Origin of the sequence: Flavobacterium soli DSM 19725 (genome assembly GCF_000422705.1) — a bacterium.
In the GTDB taxonomy this organism is placed as follows: domain Bacteria; phylum Bacteroidota; class Bacteroidia; order Flavobacteriales; family Flavobacteriaceae; genus Flavobacterium; species Flavobacterium soli.
This window is the reverse complement of sequence record NZ_KE383908.1, coordinates 74,708-92,552: the sequence shown is the minus strand read 5'-3', so window position 1 is coordinate 92,552 and position 17,845 is coordinate 74,708. Positions and strand designations below refer to the sequence as shown.

At 39.3% G+C, this 17,845-nt stretch carries 18 protein-coding genes; 13 read left to right on the top strand and 5 right to left on the bottom strand.

Annotation, left to right across the window (positions count from 1 at the left end; genetic code table 11):
• On the bottom strand, window positions 1–1,010 hold a 1,010-nt coding region (locus G508_RS19295; RefSeq protein WP_211223400.1), incomplete at its 3' end, for a SprB repeat-containing protein.
• 73 nt (window positions 1,011–1,083) lie between these two features.
• Complete coding sequence (locus G508_RS0117865; protein ID WP_026706582.1) at window positions 1,084–1,650, bottom strand: phage tail protein; 567 nt, start codon at window positions 1,648–1,650, stop codon at window positions 1,084–1,086.
• 517 nt (window positions 1,651–2,167) lie between these two features.
• Here G508_RS0117865 and G508_RS0117860 point away from each other — a divergent pair.
• The 5 genes from G508_RS0117860 (at window position 2,168) to G508_RS19290 (ending at window position 6,052) form a co-directional block, all read left to right on the top strand.
• Window positions 2,168–2,782, top strand: coding sequence for a hypothetical protein (locus tag G508_RS0117860; protein ID WP_157486109.1), 615 nt, complete (start codon window positions 2,168–2,170; stop codon window positions 2,780–2,782).
• A 9-nt stretch (window positions 2,783–2,791) separates the two neighbouring features.
• On the top strand, window positions 2,792–3,457 hold the full coding sequence (locus G508_RS0117855) for a hypothetical protein (protein WP_026706580.1): 666 nt from the start codon (window positions 2,792–2,794) through the stop codon (window positions 3,455–3,457).
• Window positions 3,412–4,179, top strand: coding sequence for a sensor histidine kinase (locus G508_RS0117850; RefSeq protein WP_026706579.1), 768 nt, complete (start codon window positions 3,412–3,414; stop codon window positions 4,177–4,179). Before G508_RS0117855 ends, G508_RS0117850 begins: the two co-directional genes overlap by 46 nt.
• Entirely contained in the window at window positions 4,176–4,850 is a 675-nt protein-coding gene (locus G508_RS0117845) for a response regulator transcription factor (protein ID WP_026706578.1), read from the top strand. The genes G508_RS0117850 and G508_RS0117845 overlap by 4 nt, the downstream gene beginning before the upstream one ends.
• Window positions 4,851–5,569: 719 nt before the next feature.
• Entirely contained in the window at window positions 5,570–6,052 is a 483-nt protein-coding gene (locus G508_RS19290) for a DUF4494 domain-containing protein (protein ID WP_035695164.1), read from the top strand.
• 86 nt (window positions 6,053–6,138) lie between these two features.
• On the opposite strand, the gene G508_RS0117835 is transcribed toward G508_RS19290, so the two are convergent.
• The gene (locus G508_RS0117835; RefSeq protein ID WP_035695162.1) at window positions 6,139–6,600 is read right to left on the bottom strand and encodes a response regulator; all 462 of its coding nucleotides are present in this window, start codon (window positions 6,598–6,600) and stop codon (window positions 6,139–6,141) included.
• 353 nt (window positions 6,601–6,953) lie between these two features.
• On the opposite strand from G508_RS0117835, the gene G508_RS19285 reads away from it, so the two are divergent.
• Entirely contained in the window at window positions 6,954–7,187 is a 234-nt protein-coding gene (locus G508_RS19285; protein ID WP_035695161.1) for a hypothetical protein, read from the top strand.
• A 97-nt stretch (window positions 7,188–7,284) separates the two neighbouring features.
• Here the strand turns inward: G508_RS19285 and G508_RS0117825 are convergent, their stop codons facing one another.
• The gene (locus G508_RS0117825; RefSeq protein ID WP_026706575.1) at window positions 7,285–8,079 is read right to left on the bottom strand and encodes a DUF2490 domain-containing protein; all 795 of its coding nucleotides are present in this window, start codon (window positions 8,077–8,079) and stop codon (window positions 7,285–7,287) included.
• 157 nt (window positions 8,080–8,236) lie between these two features.
• On the opposite strand from G508_RS0117825, the gene G508_RS0117820 reads away from it, so the two are divergent.
• From G508_RS0117820 to G508_RS0117795, 5 genes are all read left to right on the top strand, one after another.
• Window positions 8,237–8,725 (top strand): acetyl-CoA carboxylase biotin carboxyl carrier protein subunit, encoded by a 489-nt coding sequence (locus G508_RS0117820; RefSeq protein WP_026706574.1) that lies wholly within the window; start codon window positions 8,237–8,239, stop codon window positions 8,723–8,725.
• Window positions 8,726–8,727: 2 nt separating this feature from the next.
• Window positions 8,728–10,170, top strand: a complete 1,443-nt coding sequence (gene accC, locus G508_RS0117815) for an acetyl-CoA carboxylase biotin carboxylase subunit (protein ID WP_026706573.1) — start codon at window positions 8,728–8,730, stop codon at window positions 10,168–10,170.
• Window positions 10,171–10,172: 2 nt separating this feature from the next.
• Entirely contained in the window at window positions 10,173–11,714 is a 1,542-nt protein-coding gene (locus G508_RS0117810) for an acyl-CoA carboxylase subunit beta (RefSeq protein ID WP_026706572.1), read from the top strand.
• Between the two features lie 292 nt (window positions 11,715–12,006).
• Complete coding sequence (locus tag G508_RS0117800; protein ID WP_026706571.1) at window positions 12,007–13,896, top strand: T9SS type A sorting domain-containing protein; 1,890 nt, start codon at window positions 12,007–12,009, stop codon at window positions 13,894–13,896.
• 167 nt (window positions 13,897–14,063) lie between these two features.
• A complete protein-coding gene (locus G508_RS0117795; RefSeq protein WP_157486107.1) occupies window positions 14,064–14,360 on the top strand; it encodes a hypothetical protein in 297 nt (98 codons plus the stop codon).
• A 107-nt stretch (window positions 14,361–14,467) separates the two neighbouring features.
• Here the strand turns inward: G508_RS0117795 and G508_RS0117790 are convergent, their stop codons facing one another.
• The gene (locus G508_RS0117790; RefSeq protein ID WP_157486105.1) at window positions 14,468–15,352 is read right to left on the bottom strand and encodes a hypothetical protein; all 885 of its coding nucleotides are present in this window, start codon (window positions 15,350–15,352) and stop codon (window positions 14,468–14,470) included.
• Between the two features lie 338 nt (window positions 15,353–15,690).
• Here G508_RS0117790 and G508_RS20180 point away from each other — a divergent pair, with 338 nt between their 5' ends.
• Both G508_RS20180 and G508_RS0117780 read left to right on the top strand, forming a co-directional pair.
• A complete protein-coding gene (locus G508_RS20180; RefSeq protein WP_157486103.1) occupies window positions 15,691–15,855 on the top strand; it encodes a hypothetical protein in 165 nt (54 codons plus the stop codon).
• Window positions 15,856–15,915: 60 nt separating this feature from the next.
• A complete protein-coding gene (locus G508_RS0117780) occupies window positions 15,916–17,841 on the top strand; it encodes an ATP-binding protein (protein ID WP_051197747.1) in 1,926 nt (641 codons plus the stop codon).
• Window positions 17,842–17,845: the final 4 nt, after the last annotated feature.

The following is a 17,845-nucleotide window of genomic DNA, read 5'->3' as shown; positions in this document are numbered from 1 at the left end:
GGCGACCATGAATAGGTGTAGCCAGGTGTCCCGCCAGAAACGTTGACCATTGCCGACCCGGTAGCACCGCCGTTGCAGGCGATGTTGGTCTGTGCTGCAGGGGAAGCTACAAGCTGTGTTGGCTCGGTAATGGTAAAGCTCCTTGTGGCTTCACAACCTATATTATCTGTAACAGTAACAGTATAAGTCCCGGCAGAAAGTCCGCTGGCTGTTGCCGCTGTTCCTCCTGAAGGCGCCCATGAGTAGGAATAAGGGCTTATTCCGCCAGATGCTATTACAGTAGCTGTACCATTACCTCCATTACATAAAATATCGCTCTTTGAGCCAGTTGTAACAATGTTGGATATTGTTAAAGTTCCCGAACTAGAGGTAGCAGAGCCAGAGCCTGTAGCTACCGCACGATATGTATAACCATTCATAGATGCAGTTGCATTAGTTATGGTAAGTGTTGTAGTGGTTGCACCTGAATAAGGTGCTCCATTTGAAATATTTGTAAATCCTCCTCCGGTGTTTACCTGCCACTGATAGGATGTAGCTCCAGTGGCCGATACAGTAAAGGTAGTATTAGCTCCCACACAGATGGTCCTGTTTGGAGGATTTCCAGTTATTACTGGTGCAGGATTAGCGGAAGTAGTATAAGGACCACTGAATTGCGTAAGAGAGCCACAACCAAAACCTGAATCTGTCCAATTGCCGTTTCCAAGTGCTGGAGGATTTGGGCTTGTATTGGTAGTATTATAATTCAATACATCGTTAAAAACACCATCACTATCTACAGCTGCAATAACCTCCCAGCGATTGTTTGCAACACTCCATTGAACTCTACATGGTACTCCACAACATGACAGAAGAGTTTGATAAGTAGTATGTCCTGCTACACTTCCATTAGGAGACCAAACATCCCCACTGAGAAGGCAACCACCTTGATCAGCTGCTGTTAACTGCGAAAATCCTGCTTTTGGCAGGAGCATTGCAACAAACAACATTATAAAAAATATTTTTTGTTTCATATCAATCAAATTTTAAAATTTTCTAATTAAAAAGGCGGTCCTGAAGAACCGCCTTTTTCATGAACCCATTATATTACGGGCGTGATGGATAGATTCCTTCTGTACAGATGATATAAAACAAAGCCAAGGTAGGTTGCATTACATCAACACTAGTCTGAACAGTAAATGGTGCACCGTTTCCAGTACTTCCAACAGTAACACTTACTGCTCCAGCGTTCATTGTTCCCGTTGGAGCAGCATCATTGTACTCTTTATCTGTTGCAGGTCCCGAACTTCCTAAATAGTTGTTGGTAGGATCAGTTGAAGTTCCCGCAACATTATTTACATTAATTGTGCCTGTGGCATTATGAGTGTGGGCTGGAATATTTGCAACAGAAAGAATTCCTTGTCCAAAAGCAATAGTTGATGCAGCTCCTACCGTAGCTCCCTCTGGCAATGTATTGCTCACTCCTGCAGCAACCCTGTTCCTAAGATCAGGCAATGCAAAAGTGGTTACTCCATCGCCTCCATAAGTGGTTCCCAAGATTGAGAATAAGGCAGTGTTTGATGAAATAGGTAAAAGCTGTCCATTGCATTGCATCCATCCTCTTGGTGCAAAATTGCCAGCAAATAATTTAATGATTCCTAAATACTCGTCCATAATTTTAGTTTTTAAGGGTTATTATTATATTTGGTTTTTTAATAGTTTTGGTAGACTTGGGGCCTTTCTTGATTTTTTATCCCACTCTTTGATACCTGATTCTGACCACTACCCTTACTGTAAACATAAACAGCAAGATAGTGGGAAGGATTAAAAAATTCTGCTTGATACGCATCCAATCTAAATAGAGCAAATTTTGGTTGGAATTGTATATTGGTTATACCAATACTTCCATATTTTGTCCAAAAAAAAAATTGATTAGGACAAAGCTAAGACATTAGTTTTTTGTAAAAACAGGTAGAATTACCTGTTTGCAAATAATAGAAAATACTTTTGTACGGTACAGATATAACATGCTTTTTATTTCCTATAACAATTATATACTCGTTAATAATAACAAAAAAAGTTGCTTTTCAGATTGTCTAATATTAATCAAAGCTATATCTTTGAAAAAGAAAATTCTCACGTACCCCTAAAAATAAAACCAAATATTCAACTACTAATACAAACAAAAATTATGGAATTTAACAATTTAGAAAGCATCTTAAGATGTTTAAGAGAATGGAACAATATTAGGGATAATTCATCCGAAGTGATCGAATTCCTTAGTTTGGGAAATTATTTTTCGTTCAAAAGAAATGCGCCAGAAACTTCTGCTATTCATGCATATCCTGGAATTTGTGCAGCAGAAAATGAGTTTTATATGTTTTTAATTGACGCTACAGCAGATCACAATAGCAGTGAGTCAGATTTATTTAATGCCATTACGGTTTGCAAAGTGAAAAGAAATCTAGGCAATTCAGATGAAATTCCAGAAGCCGAAGCCTTAAAAAGAATTGATGCTTGGAAAAGAGATTATGCCGCATGGGCGACTGTCCAGATAAACAATCGACAACAAACACAAGGGATCTTTAAAGCATTTTATGTTCCCTCATCCTATATGCAGCGAGATGTTGAATATACTAGTTTCTTTGGCTTAAAAGAAGAAGTTGCTGCTTCAGCTAACGGCACTGCGGATCTTATTACGGTATATAATTCAAAATCCAAAACCGCATTTTATGATACAGTAAGACCTGTACCTCCTTTTGATGTTGCTCCACAAAGTAGCTTTTACTTGCTGAATTTACTATAAAGTAAACAAATGTCTTTTAACAGATTACTTAGTATCGGTACACTACTGGTTCCGTTATTATTGCTTCTTGGCGTAATAGCTGGTGCTTGTTACTACCGATACTTGGATAAAAAAAATCAATTCTTAGTTATATATCTTTCTATTTGCCTTACTGTCGATATTGTAAGCCGAATCATAGGAGAGGTTTATCATAACAATTTAATCTTTATCGTAATTTTCAGCTTATTGGAGTTGGTATTCTTTTATGTATACTACCGGGTTTGCTTTTTCAAAAAAAATATATGGCCCTATACTGTATTTACTTTCATTGCTTCAGTGTATATGATTTATGAAATGTTTACACTGAATGATGTAGAACCAATTGATTTTCAGCCTTATTCTAAAGTAATATGTTCTTTTATCATCATCATCATGTCCATCAATAGTCTTTTTGAAAACTTAGGCAAGGAACAACAAGACAGCATGCTAGTAAAGTTAAGTTCTGTTTTTGTGATTTATTTTTCTTTAAACTTGATTTTCTTCCTACCTGTAAATTTTCTTATCAATGTTACCTCTTCTGTAAAGTTCTACTTCTGGTTTGCAAATCTATTATTAACAATTTCACTTTATACCTTTTTAAGTAAGGAAATATGGAAAAATGGCTCGACCCAAAAACGATTGCAGTCTGGATTTTAGTTGTTTTGGCCGTCATAGCGATATTAGCAGTATCATTTGTAAAGCTCGTACAGTTAAATTTCAAACGCATGGTAGAAAACAAACTCAAAGAGTCTAGGCTACAACTCGAATACCAAAAAAATCTTTTGGAAAGCGGTATTGCAGTACAAGAACAGGAGAGAACACGTATTGCAGCTGATTTGCATGATTCTTTAATTGGTAAATTAACTATATTACGCCTTAAGAATCAATTGGAATACAACTTTGAACAGATAGACTTACTTTTGGGAGAGACAATTGCCGAAGCACGGCGAATATCACATGATTTAAGTCCACCAATGCTCGATGCTGTAGAATTGAATGAGCTACTGGAAGATATCACAATGCCATGGAAAAAATACTTGCGGGTTCATTTTTATACAAACATTGACACCGCTACAACTATAAACCAAAACCTTAAGATACAGATAGCGAGGATTGTACAAGAGCTTATTACTAATATCCATAAGCACTCAGGAGCTTCAGACGTTTATATCCAATTAAAAATTACGAACACAAACCTCACACTGATTGTGAGAGATAATGGAAAAGGATTCGACTATAAAGAGGCAAAAAAAGGTATAGGCTTACAAAATATTGAGCTGAGGATGATGTACCTTAAAGGTGCTCATAAAATAAAATCAAGTACAAGCGGTACTTCCACAATCATAACATTGAACCACTTACAATTCGGTAACCAATGAAAAATATTGCCATAGCCATAGCAGACGATGATAATCTCATCGCTGGACTACTAAAAAATTTTTTAAATGACAGCAAAGGGTATGAAGTATTATTTACCGCTTCGGACGGTGGCGAACTGATTGTGAAACTTAATAAGGATAAGCAACTTCCTGACATTGTCCTGCTTGATTTAAAAATGACAGGGATGGATGGTATAGAGGCAACTCAGCATATCAAGATTCATTTTCCAACAATAAAAATTATCGTCATATCCTCACATTACAAGCACAGTTTTTTAAATTTCATGTTCAAGACTGGCGCCTCAGCCTTTGTACCCAAAGGAATTTCTCCTGTTTTGTTGAAACACATAATACAATCTGTCTATATCAACTCTGTCTATTTCATGGAAGATCAGATAGCCTGCATGAAAGAAAAACCAGCAGCAAAGCCCTCCAAATACATTTTGAATAACGATGACGACCTATCCGAAAGGGAAATTGAGATATTGAAACTTATAAGTATGCAGAAAACAGCCAATGAAATAGGCGAAATACTTCATATAACTGGCAGAACGGTAGAAGGCCACAAAAATAACCTATTCATCAAGACAGGTGCAAAAAATATTGCGGGACTTGTAGTATTTGCAATACAGCATGATATAATTAGTATCGATATTTTGCCAAGAATATAGTTGTCATGTTTGAAGGTGGTATTTTTTTTCTTTTTTTTTCATTGTTACTAGAATTTCAATATCAGTATTCTAAGACAAGTTCATTTTGAGTTATAGATGACAAAACACTCCTTTTGTAAATGGTTACTGTTTAGCCATACTGATAAAATTTAAGTTGATGATTGCGTAAGAAACACTAAATGAAAGCAATTTGCGGAACGCATGAAAATTATTCTATGCTAAGGAGCAACATAAAGTTTAGAGCGTATTATTATCGTATCAAATCTAGGAAAGCGCTTCAATAAAAACAACCGTATAAATACGTGTTTTTTAATTTAATGAAAATTTAATGTATTGGTAATTAATAAAATATATGTAATAATTCCAGACAACTTCAATAGGAAGAAGTAGGAATTTTGCTTTTATTGTAAAAAAAAATGTAAGTAACATCCAATTACCTTTGACTCCTAATATAATAGAATCTTCTACAAAAAATACTACTCCGTCATCATACAAGAATTCTACCGTTTATAATTTGAATATTAAAGAAATAGAAAGATTTAGAATCTAAATTCGCAGCAACAATAGTCATTATGAACAATTCCCGACAGCTTATAAAATAACTACCAACCATCAATAAACTCCTATCAACAATAGCCAAATTGTGAATATCTATTCATGAGTTCGCTCTTTTTAGCGGTATTAAAATCTATCTTTGCCCTCCATTAAAAAAACAAGATATGAGTGCAATTTGGTATGAATGCAAAGTACGTTACCGAAAAATAGACGAGAATGGCATACAAAAGGTTACAACCGAGCCTTATCTGGTAGATGCAATTTCCTATACGGAAGCAGAGCGAAGGATCAACGAGGAGATGGCGGCCTATGTGAGCGAAGAATTTAAAATCACAGGCATCAAGTTTGGTAATTTTGCCGAGATACACCCCTTTGAAAATGCCGATCGCTGGTTTAAAACCCGAATTGCCCTTGTAGCCTTTGATGAAGAAAGTGGTAAGGAACGAAAGACAGGTATGAACTTGCTGGTTCAGGCGAATGATGTAAAGGAAGCATTTGATAACACAGTGACGGTGATGAAAGGCACGATGGGTGACTATACTATAACTGCTATTTCAGAATCGCCCATAGTTGATGTGTTTCCTTATTTTAGTGGAGAAGTGGAAGAAGAGGAGCGTGCCGAGCTAGCCGTTTTGACAGAGGAGTAAGTAGTATCTAAAAAATCAAGCAATTCAAGGGTTGTGTTGGTATAGCTTTTTATTAGCTGTTATACCAATACAACCTTTTTTTGAGTTTAAAAAGTCAGGTAATATTGTTCCCGAGTAAGTTGGCCGTTCCCAGTCCTTTGGCGGTTCCAGTTGATTTCAAGAGCCTTCTTGATGATTTCCTGTAACTTAGTAAAATTGGATGGCTTGCATATAAAACCATTAGCACCTTTACAATACGTCTGTTCAATATCCTCCTCCCGACTAGAAGTCGAGAAGATTACTACTGAGATGTGCTTGAGCTTGTCATCATTACGGATTGCTTCAACAGTTTCTATACCATCCATGATTGGCATGTTGAGATCCAAGAATACAAGATTTGGCAATTCCGAACAATTTTCATGGAGATGATCCAACAATTCTTGTCCGTTATGCAATACTTCCAATGTAACGTTGGTATCCACCATTTTCAGGGCTTCGTTGAACATTTCACAGTCTTCGGTGTCATCATCCGTCAAGACCAATCTAAAGTTCTGGTTCAGGTTTTTCATAGCATTAGGCTTATTTGGGGAATTAAAGATAAGACTTTTTTAGCAATTGTTTAATTTTTTAATATTGTTAAAATGTGAATAAATTAATTTTATTATTTTGTTTACTAGTGTTTTGTAGTATTTTAGATATTTTTTAGATAAACAAAAGTTAACTTATTAGAATTGTTTGTATATTATGGGTAATATTTTTTTTAGCCTACAAATAATTGCTTGCAATTAATTCTTCTAAGAAAACAATAAACTTGCTACTCAAATCCCACAACTTTTAATTAAAATCTTATAATCATAGCTTGTTCAGTAGTACTAATTTTATAGTATTAACCAGGATTAGTACTCCATTAAATAAAATAGCTATGAACACAAACCACAACCCAAACGAAGAGTTAACTGATGGCAAAACCCCTCGTGATCACCAAGAACAAACTATTTATCAGTCTAGCAACACTCGTCCGAGAGACGATAGAAGGGATGATATAGAGCATGACGAAGATGATCTAGACGAAAAAGAACTAGATGAGCGACGTGACTGGGGAGATGTAGACCCAGCAGGAGGCGAAGCTCCTACGAGTCCTGGAAGTGCGGTATAACACTTTATTAGAGCTGCCTTAGGGTGGCTTTTTTATTGCTTAGATTGAAGGTTTAGGAGCTGATATGTTTAAAAGGTTTTGAGGGTAGTGTTTGCTATTAGTTGTTTTCGTTATTCGATTTCCTTAGATCCAGATTAACAATAGTACTCACAATAAAACCATTGTTATACTGGAATGCATTCTTATTGTCAATTTCTCTTCCCAGTTGTACAACCTGATTCAAATAGCCACCTTCCATTTGAAAGTGCTTGTTAAAGCGATAGCCAAACAATACACCAAGACGGTTCTGATCGAATATATTTTCTCCAACATTCTTCCCGAAGCCTATAAACACCTCATCATAGAGTACGACATAGGGTGTCTTGTCCTGTACTGTCGTGCCTTTCAATGGAATTTGTAATCGTAGCATATATCGGGCACGGTTTAAGAATGGAAACTCGTCTTCCTTTTCGAGTGCCGCATCACTATAACGGCCTACCCACCTTTGCTCCAGCATAAAGCGATGCGATAGGTTCACCCTCCCAATCCTGTCCTGCAGCGTCAGCATCTCATAAATTCGGTGTTCTGTAAAGTCCTTGCCCATGCCGTTCAGTGGTGTTTCGCCATACGGATAGGTTTCGGCCCAGGCATAACCCACCCTCACTTGCACTTCTGGTAAGAAGTTATAATTCAAACCTAATCGCAATAATCCCTGTTGCCAATGCTCTATATAGTCATCTCGACGCCACTGGTATTCTGTATGGACTCCTAGTTTATCATTCAGTCTAAATGTTCCAGTATAGGCAAACCAGCCAATGTTGTTGTATTCTTTAGTCCTGTTTTGAGCTGATATATGAGCTGTACCGCATAACAAGAAGACAAATAGCACAAGTAGTGTAGATGGAGTTTTCATAAAAGTTCAGGGAATTGATTTGTTTTGTTACTGCAAAAGTAGGAAATTTTGAGAGATTGGTTTTGAGCGATCAGTCTCAGTTTTCAGTAAAACTCTAAACGCTCTTCTTTCGCAAACGTTTTCTTTTCCTTACTTTTACGGTCATCAAAATTACGATATGGATAGCACATACAAACTTACCGTCAATGGCACCACTGTTTACGAGCGTGGTGCAGCAGATCTCACCACATTCGATGCGGTTGCAACCAGCACAACTTCAGAGTTTCATGTACTCAAGGACAATTTTCCCTATGTAGCCGAAATTGTTGACTCCAATTTTCTTGCAAAGACTTATACCGTTAAAGTGAATGGTAACAGCTATGATGTAGTCATTACCAATCCGCTAGACCAGTTAATCAAGGATATGGGCTTCGAGGTGGGAGCTTCAAAACAAATCAATTCCATCAAGGCTCCCATGCCAGGACTAATCTTGGAGATGAGTGTCACCGTTGGACAAGAAGTACAAGTCAATGACTGCCTCCTAATTTTGGAAGCCATGAAAATGGAAAACAGTTTCCTGTCGCCACGTTCGGGTATCATCAAGTCCATCTCGGCCAGCAAGGGAGATGCCGTAGAGAAAGGACAATTGTTAATTGAATTCGAATAATTATGAAGAAGATATTAGTAGCCAATAGAGGTGAGATTGCCATAAGGGTAATGAAAACCGCCCAAAGGATGGGCATCAAGACCGTAGCGGTATATTCTACAGCCGATCGAAATGCACCACACGTTAAATTTGCAGATGAAGCCGTATGGATAGGGGAGTCACCTTCCAATCAGTCTTATCTTCTGGGTAGTAAAATTGTGGCTGTTGCCAAAGAATTAGGAGTAGATGCCATCCATCCCGGTTATGGTTTCCTGAGTGAGAATGCCGCTTTCGCAGAAGAAGCTATAGCCAATGGCATCACGTTTATTGGACCAGAATCGAAAGCCATCCACATGATGGGTAGCAAACTTGCTGCAAAGGAAGCTGTTAAAGCCTACAATATTCCGATGGTTCCTGGTATAGACCAAGCCATCACTGATATTGCAAAAGCCAAACAGATTGCAAAAGAAATTGGCTTCCCAATCCTTATCAAGGCATCAGCAGGAGGTGGAGGAAAGGGAATGCGTGTTGTAGAAAAAGAAGAAGATTTAGAAGCACAAATGACCCGTGCCATCAGTGAGGCAACTTCTGCCTTTGGAGATGGATCGGTGTTTATAGAGAAATATGTGGCCTCACCACGGCATATCGAAATCCAAGTGATGGCCGATAGCCATGGAAACATCCTGTATTTATTCGAAAGGGAATGCAGTATTCAGCGTCGTCATCAAAAAGTCGTAGAAGAAGCACCATCCTCTGTTTTAACTCCAGAATTAAGGAAACAAATGGGAGAGGCTGCGGTAAAAGTGGCAAAAGCGTGTGATTATCTTGGAGCTGGAACAGTAGAGTTCTTATTAGATGAAAATCTAAATTTCTACTTTCTTGAAATGAATACCCGCCTTCAAGTAGAACATCCGGTAACGGAAATGATTACAGGTTTGGATTTGGTCGAAATGCAAATTCGAGTGGCAAGAGGCGAAGCGCTTACGCTAAAACAAGAAGATTTGCACATAAAAGGACATGCAATGGAATTGCGTGTGTATGCCGAAGATCCGCTGAATGATTTCCTTCCAAGTGTAGGTAATCTGGAAGTATATCAGTTACCTGTAGGCGAAGGCATCCGGGTAGATAATGGCTTCGAACAAGGCATGGATGTCCCGATTTATTATGACCCGATGCTGGCCAAATTGATAACCTACGGAAAAACAAGAGAAGAATCCATTCAATTGATGATTAAGGCAATTGAAAGCTATCAAGTGCAAGGCGTGAGTACGACCCTGCCATTTGGAAAGTTTGTGATGGAGCATGAAGCTTTTCGTTCAGGAAATTTCGATACCCATTTTGTCAAGAACTACTATGATGCAGAACACCTGAAAGCACAACAGGACAAGGAAGCCGAAGTAGCAGCAATGATAGCCTTGAAGCAATATTTAAAAGACCAAAACATCCTTCGTTTGCCAATACAATAATTATGAAAGATAAAATAAAAGTATTAGAAGATAAAATGGCCCTCGCCCGACTGGGTGGAGGCGAAAAGCGAATAGCAAAACAGCACGAGAAGAAAAAACTAACGGCACGTGAACGCGTCGAATATCTTTTAGATGAAGGTTCCTTTGAAGAAATCGGTATGTTGGTAACCCATCGAACGACTGATTTCGGGATGGAAAAGGAAGTTTACTATGGTGACGGTGTGATTACAGGATATGGTACTATTAATGGAAGAATGGTCTATATCTTTGCACAAGATTTTACGGTTTTTGGCGGAGCCTTGTCAGAAACCCATGCAGAGAAGATCTGCAAAGTAATGGACATGGCAGTAAAATCGGGCACACCCATGATTGGACTCAATGATTCAGGTGGAGCCAGGATCCAGGAAGGAGTACGTTCCCTTGGTGGTTATGCCGATATCTTTTTTAGAAATGTGCAAGCTTCGGGCGTGATCCCTCAATTATCAGCCATTATGGGACCTTGTGCTGGTGGAGCTGTCTATTCTCCTGCCATGACCGATTTTACAATGATGGTCGAGAACAGCAGCTATATGTTTGTAACGGGACCAAATGTTGTAAAGACCGTGACCAATGAAACCGTAACTTCTGAGGAATTGGGAGGAGCGAGTACCCATTCATCCAAGTCGGGGGTGGCACATGTGACTTCTGCCAATGATGTGGAATGTCTTGAAGATCTGAAGAAACTATTGAGCTATTTGCCTCAAAACAATAAAGAAACCGCTCCAAAGATTCCTTTTGAATTGGGAGATGAAATCAGGGAACAGCTTTCGGGCATCATCCCTGAGAATGCCAACAAGCCTTATGATATGCACGATGTGATCAAGGGCATCATCGATGAGGATTCATTTTATGAAATCCACAAGAATTTTGCAGAGAATATTCTGGTAGGCTTTGCACGACTAGGAGGCAGAAGCATCGGAATCGTGGCCAATCAGCCTATGTTCCTGGCAGGAGTTTTGGATGTAAACAGTTCGATTAAGGCAGCTCGTTTTACCCGCTTCTGTGACTGCTTCAATATTCCGCTTTTGGTATTGGTGGATGTTCCGGGCTTCTTGCCAGGTACCGATCAGGAGTGGAACGGAATCATCGTGCATGGCGCCAAATTGTTATATGCCTTGAGCGAGGCAACTGTTCCAAGAGTAACTGTCATCACCAGAAAAGCGTATGGCGGAGCCTATGACGTGATGAATTCCAAACACATCGGTGCCGACATGAACTTCGCATGGCCATCAGCAGAGATAGCGGTTATGGGAGCCAAGGGTGCGAGTGAAATCATCTTCAAGAAAGAAATTTCTGAAGCAGCAGATCCTGCAGCCAAATTATTAGAAAAGGAGGCGGAATATGCAGAGAAATTCGCAACACCTTACCGTGCTGCAGAACGCGGTTTTATTGATGAGGTTATCCTCCCACAAGACACCCGAAGAAAGCTTATCAAGGCATTCAGTATGCTCGAAAACAAGGAAAGCATATTACCGAAAAGGAAACATGGAAACATTCCGTTGTAGGGAATTGTAGGTCGTCATTTCGTTTGACTTAAATCAATATCAACCAATCTTACATTTGTAGGGTTGGTTTTTTTTATTGGTGTAAATATTCTGCTCCAGTTTTCTATCTCCATTATAGTACTTCCAATTTCATAATTTCTGTTGTAAATTTTCAATCGCAATATTCAAAAAAGCAAATTTTAACAGTTCTAATCTTTTTTAACATCTATCTTAACAATCAATTAACAGCGAAGGAAATTCTTACAGTGTAAGTTTTTGTAAGTTCGCATTTACAATTATTAATCACTATAGAATGAAAAAAATTACCTTAACGTGGTTGTTGGGAGCTCTTCTCCTCGGAACTGCGAATGTTGCAACTGCCTCTGGGATAGATCCTACGAAGCCCTTAAAAAAACCAGTGGCTACTTTCGCTACTGCAAATGACGATTGTGCAAATGCCATCGCGATTACTACTTTTCCTTACAGTTTCTTTCAAGAAGACGGTTCAGAAGCAGCAAATGATGGTCTTTCTACGACTTGCGAAGGTTCTATGAACGATGGACTTTGGTATACAGTTGAAGGGAATGGCAATAGCATAATCATTACCGTAACACCAGAAGCAGGCTATGATGTGGAAATAGGCATCTATAGCGGAAGCTGTGATCAATTGGAATGTGTTGGGACCATGGATGATACCTACTCAGGACAAGCGGAAACCTTTACAATACCATCTTCAGAAATTGGTGTCACCTATTATATCAATGTTGGACACTATCATCCGACTACAGATAATGCGGAAGGCAACTTTACGATCGACGTACAGAGTTTGCCAACACCTGTAAACGACAATTGTGAAGGTGCAACAGAAATCGCTACTTTTCCTTATACCAACGAACAAACCGATGGAGCAGCAGCTTCAACAGACGGATTTGTGATGGCCTGCGAGAATTGGGAAATGAATGATGGTCTTTGGTACACCTTTACAGGTGACGGTAACAATATCGAAATCACCGTGACTACGGGAGAAGACTATGACATCGCATTGGGTGTGTTTTCAGGAAGCTGTGGCACATTGGAATGTGTGGGAACTGTGGATGACATGGTCTCAGGAGACGAAACCTTTACCGTAACAAGTTCAGAAATTGGAACCGTATATTATATCAACGTCGGATATTATGACTCTTTTGATGATGCACCAGAAGGGAATTTTACTATCAATGTTATCAGCACGATTCCACCAGATCCCGCTGCCTGTTCACCAGCCGCTATTTTTCCTTTAGACGGTGCTACAGATGTAGCTGTTGGAGAAGTAGAATTCAGTTGGGAAGCCTCCACAACAGGTGGGCCAGTAGATTCTTATGACCTTTATGGAGGAACAGAATTGCCCTTGACAGAGGATGACTTTATCGACAACTTCGAGGAAACATCAGCTCCTATTGAGATTGAAGGATTCAGTACTACTTTCTACTGGATTGCCATTCCAAGAAATGCAGCTGGACAGGCTTTAGACTGTGTAGAATGGTCGTTTACAACAGTTGAAGCTCCACCAGTTCCAGACAACGACGCTTGTGATACTGCTACTGCAATAGCTTCTTTTCCATTCAATGAAACCATAGATGCGACTTCGGCTACCAATAACGATGGCTTGATCGTTGTTGAAGATTGCGAAACCATGAACGACGGTATCTGGTATACGGTGGAAGGAAATGGAGGCGATATTACCATCAATGCCACCTCACAAGGATGGGATGGAAAACTTGGAATCTATACCGGTTCTTGTGGTAGCTTTGTTTGTTATGACAATGCTGATACAGGATATGAAGACGATACGGAAACCTTGACTATCACAGCATCCGAAATAGGAACACTTTACTATATCAACTTTGGGCATTATAGCGGTTTCAGTGATGGAGCAGAAGGTGTAGCTATCATCGAAGTAACTTCAGATGATTTGAGCATAGGCGACAATGAATTGCAACGTTTCACAGCCTATCCAAACCCGGTTAAGGATATCTTGAACCTTTCGCATGCCACTACTATCACAAATGTGGAAGTATACAACCTTTTGGGACAAAGCATGCTAGTGAAAACAGTTGGTACAAACCAAACACAGGTAGATCTTTCAGGATTTGCAAGTGGGTCTTATTTGGTGAAAGTAACTGCTGAAACGGCTACCCAAACCATCAAGGTCTTGAAACAATAATAGAGTATTTGGCTATAGCCAATAGCTAAATTGCAACCGCCTGGAATATTTTTCAGGCGGTTTTTTTTTTGTTTCGTTTTTATTATTTGAATTCTATAATTCTGATTTTAAATGTTATAAGGATAAATCTATGGTTTTTGTCTAATTTCAGAAAAAAAAAGATGAACATGAAAATTACTGTACAACCTTATGCCACAACACTTTTGGCAGAAGAAAAGACGGCACTTTATAACATCCTGAAGCGATGTGAAGAAGATCTGTTTCGACGTAATTCTTACCTGACGGATCTCATTTTGGAATTAAAACAAGTGGCAGTAGTAAACGCTCCTGTCATGGTGCGGCATGCCCTGATGGACGACAATACCAAGCTAAAGATTGTCGTGAACTTCAACAAAAAGCCCGTTCCGGAAAAACTCTATGATGCCGTTGCTCGAGAGCTGAATGTCATTAAGCAAGAATTGTAAAGGGTAAAAATATAATTTTACCCATCAACCGTAAACAAGCAAATTACTTAGAGTGTTTGTTCGTTTACGGTTTTTTTTAATAATTGATAACTGTAAAGTTATTCCCTTTACTTTTTACTATGTGCTTTAGCCATATAATAGGTGATGGGTTTCAATGCCTTTCCCGTTACAGGATGCACACCCGGCTGGTTAAAGAATTCTACTTTATTGTTTTGCTTGCAATACCAAACCAATGGCTTGTCATATTCAAATAACTTTGTCGCAGATGTAACTTCTATTTTTCTGAAGCCCAGCAATTCTTTTTGCAATGGCTTTTTTTCTATTGCCATCAAAAAACCTTGTGTCTCATTCTGGCAATCTACTTCAACATAGCGGTCTTTTTGCCATTGCATGCATTCTTTTGCCGGAAAGCAGATATCTTTTGCAATGTAGCCAACCGCTATAATGCTAACGGCAATCAGTACAAAAAAAATAGAACGAGGAATTTTCATTTGCCTTTTTGCAGGTTCTTCTACGGAAGTGAACAAGATGGGCGAATCATTCTTCAGGCTTATTTTTTGCTTCTCTATTTCCACATCGTCCAATTCTTCAGCTGGACTTTCCTTTTCAATTTCTTCTTCCAGCATCTTTTCATCCTGTTTGAGAAAAAGGTGAAAAGGACGCGGTTTGAAATCCAATAATACGGCAATCAATTCAACACTAGGGGAACTTGTCCGTTCATTCTTTCCCTTAAAAAAATTCACTATTGGACGAAATTTATCCACATCAACCTGTTCGATATCTCTCCTGAGCAGTTCTCCTTCCTTCGACTTAAAAAAAATCTCGAATACCTTTTTATCTGCATTACTGAGACCATTGTCAAAGAAAATCAGACACAGTTCTCGCAATTGGGCAGGAGAAGGCATTAAGAAATAACTGGCATACTTGCCGTCCTTTTTTTGTTCAAATTGCAGCTTGACCGCCTTCAAATAGTCATCAAAAATTCTTCTCATGGGGTATGTTTTTGGAATTAATCGGAATTCATCGGAACAATCGGAATTATCGGAATCACTTGCAAATACCCAGCAAAAACGGTAGTTCCTTTGCCTCGGAATCAGTTCTTGTTTGCACTGCAGTGAAAACAAATGTACAAAACTGAGGCTAAAAAACAGTGTAGAAAAACAGCTTCGTAAAACGATTCGGGAAGTATCCAATTAAGGAGCTGTTTTGACCCACTGCACTTCCCAGAGTACCCATTATTTTTCAGAAGGACCTGTGGTTTTCGCGGAACCAAAAGTAAGGACAAATGTCCCCAAGGTCTTTCTATTTCCAAAATTTTAATACTAATATCATGAAAAAAATAGTGCTTTTGGCGATGCTATCAATAAGCTGCCTTTCGATGATTTCCTGCACGGCTGAGGCCATTGAGGATACAAACCCTGCAACAGTTGTGGCAGATGGTGAACCAATTAATACACCCATCAAGCCACCACCACCTCCGCCACCAGGTGGATAAAACAAAGGATTAGCAATTATACCTTAATTTTTAGTACTTTCGGGGAATTAAACTTTTATAATGAAGTTCAATTCCCCATTTTTTATGGCACTTTTAGGAAGCCTTTTGTTTTCATGTAACAAGAGTGCCACGACTGTCGAGCAAAGCGATGCAGCTGTTACAATCCACAACTATCAGCAGCAATTGGCTACCGATACAGTCCTTTCCCATAAAATACTTCATGCTCAAAAAGCCGTTGAGGTTGCAAGAAATACTCAGGATACTTCTTTGCTCTATCAGGCGGTTTTGTATCAATTGGATAATGTCATTACCCAGGCTTATCCCGACAGTATCCCGCATTATCTCGATAAATTGTATGAGCTTGCCAGCAAAACAACTAATCCTACCAGTTCTAAAGCCTATATCATAAGCCGAAAGGCTGAACATTTTTTTGCCTTGCAGGATTATCCAATGGCCTACGATTTCTACAATACTTCTAAAATCCTTTTTGAAAAGCAAAACGACAGTTTGAGAACAAGTTACAGCTTGCTCAAGATGGCCCATATTCAGCAAGTTTACAACGATTATTCGGGTAGCGAGGAAACCCTAACCGAAGCATTGGCCTTCTTGGACACACCTAAACCCAATCAGGATTATTTGCGAGAAGCCAATAATCTACTCGGCATTTCCTATACCGCACTTCACGATTATGACGAAGCCATTCGTTATTATCAAAAAGCAAAAGCCCTGACTACCGATGTCCTTTTCCAAAAAATAATCGACCACAACATCGCCCTCTGCTATCTGGAGAATCAGCAGTATGCCAAAGCCCTTGGTGAGTTTTCGGCTCTTTATGAAAATCAAATCATTCGCAAAGACGAGAGTTCTTTTGCCAAGGTCATGGATAACTTTGGCTATGCACAATTCAAGAACGATGGTGTTTCCGGTTTGCCCTTGATGGAAAAAGCCTTGTCAATCAGGACAAAAAAAAGCGACGAAAGGGGGATGGTCTACAGCTACATCAACCTGGCTGAATACCACGGCAAACACAACCCATCACTTGCTGCACAATATGCCCAAAAAGCTTATACTCTGGCAACAAAAATTGGTGCCATCGACAACAGGATGAAGTCCCTCGAACTGCTGGCTACCTTTGGTGGCAGTCAGTACAACCAAGACTATTTCAGGCTCAATGATAGTGTGCAAGCCTTTCGGCAAAAAGCCAAAAATCAATTCGCCAAGATCCGTTTTGATGCTACTAAGGAGCGAAACGAAAACCAGCAGATGAAGATCAAACAGGCCGAAAATGAAGTTCGCAACCTCATAGGTGGTATCGTTTTAAGTGGGCTATTCTTAGGAATTGCAGTGCTGTTGGTGGTGACTCGCATCCGCCACAAGCGCGAAAAAATAAAACAGCGACGTGAAGAACAATACGAGACCGAAACCCGAATCGCCAAGAAGCTCCACGACGAATTGGCAAACGACCTCTTCAACACCATGACCTTTGCAGAACTGCGAGACCTTTCGTCTCCCGAAAACAAGGAGGTCCTGATCGACAATCTCGACCGCATCTATGAACAAACCCGCAATATCTCCAGGGAAAACAACACCATCGACACAGACGAAAACTACCTCAGGCACCTCAAGGACATGCTTTCGGGTTATAGTTCGGGAGAGGTTAATATCATCCTCAAGGAAATCGACAGCATCGATTGGGCAACGATTGATCCGGCAAAGAAAATTGTCATCTACAGGGTGCTGCAGGAATTGCTGGTCAATATGAAAAAGCACAGCAAGGCGACTCTGGTTGTCATCAGTTTTGAAAAAATAAAGAAAAATATAAAAATAAATTACACCGACAACGGAGTGGGAATAGGCCCTGACGAGCAATTAAGGAAAAATGGTTTGCAAAATGTGGAAAACCGTATTTTAAGTATAAAAGGGAAACTTACTTTTGAACCAACTCCACAAAGGGGTTTCAAAATGTATTTTATTTTTCCATCTTAAACAA

What these genes read in the sequence shown, in the direction of transcription:
- G508_RS0117835 (WP_035695162.1), bottom strand. Translation starts at nt 6,600, where the DNA reads ATGAAAAACCTGAACCAGAACTTTAGATTGGTCTTGACGGATGATGAC.
- G508_RS0117860 (WP_157486109.1), top strand. Translation starts at nt 2,168, where the DNA reads ATGGAATTTAACAATTTAGAAAGCATCTTAAGATGTTTAAGAGAATGG.
- G508_RS0117850 (WP_026706579.1), top strand. Translation starts at nt 3,412, where the DNA reads ATGGAAAAATGGCTCGACCCAAAAACGATTGCAGTCTGGATTTTAGTT.
- G508_RS0117795 (WP_157486107.1), top strand. Translation starts at nt 14,064, where the DNA reads ATGAAAATTACTGTACAACCTTATGCCACAACACTTTTGGCAGAAGAA.
- G508_RS0117780 (WP_051197747.1), top strand. Translation starts at nt 15,916, where the DNA reads ATGAAGTTCAATTCCCCATTTTTTATGGCACTTTTAGGAAGCCTTTTG.
- G508_RS19285 (WP_035695161.1), top strand. Translation starts at nt 6,954, where the DNA reads ATGAACACAAACCACAACCCAAACGAAGAGTTAACTGATGGCAAAACC.
- G508_RS0117845 (WP_026706578.1), top strand. Translation starts at nt 4,176, where the DNA reads ATGAAAAATATTGCCATAGCCATAGCAGACGATGATAATCTCATCGCT.
- accC (WP_026706573.1), top strand. Translation starts at nt 8,728, where the DNA reads ATGAAGAAGATATTAGTAGCCAATAGAGGTGAGATTGCCATAAGGGTA.
- G508_RS0117865 (WP_026706582.1), bottom strand. Translation starts at nt 1,650, where the DNA reads ATGGACGAGTATTTAGGAATCATTAAATTATTTGCTGGCAATTTTGCA.
- G508_RS0117855 (WP_026706580.1), top strand. Translation starts at nt 2,792, where the DNA reads ATGTCTTTTAACAGATTACTTAGTATCGGTACACTACTGGTTCCGTTA.
- G508_RS20180 (WP_157486103.1), top strand. Translation starts at nt 15,691, where the DNA reads ATGAAAAAAATAGTGCTTTTGGCGATGCTATCAATAAGCTGCCTTTCG.
- G508_RS0117825 (WP_026706575.1), bottom strand. Translation starts at nt 8,079, where the DNA reads ATGAAAACTCCATCTACACTACTTGTGCTATTTGTCTTCTTGTTATGC.
- G508_RS0117790 (WP_157486105.1), bottom strand. Translation starts at nt 15,352, where the DNA reads ATGAGAAGAATTTTTGATGACTATTTGAAGGCGGTCAAGCTGCAATTT.
- G508_RS0117820 (WP_026706574.1), top strand. Translation starts at nt 8,237, where the DNA reads ATGGATAGCACATACAAACTTACCGTCAATGGCACCACTGTTTACGAG.
- G508_RS0117800 (WP_026706571.1), top strand. Translation starts at nt 12,007, where the DNA reads ATGAAAAAAATTACCTTAACGTGGTTGTTGGGAGCTCTTCTCCTCGGA.
- G508_RS19290 (WP_035695164.1), top strand. Translation starts at nt 5,570, where the DNA reads ATGAGTGCAATTTGGTATGAATGCAAAGTACGTTACCGAAAAATAGAC.
- G508_RS0117810 (WP_026706572.1), top strand. Translation starts at nt 10,173, where the DNA reads ATGAAAGATAAAATAAAAGTATTAGAAGATAAAATGGCCCTCGCCCGA.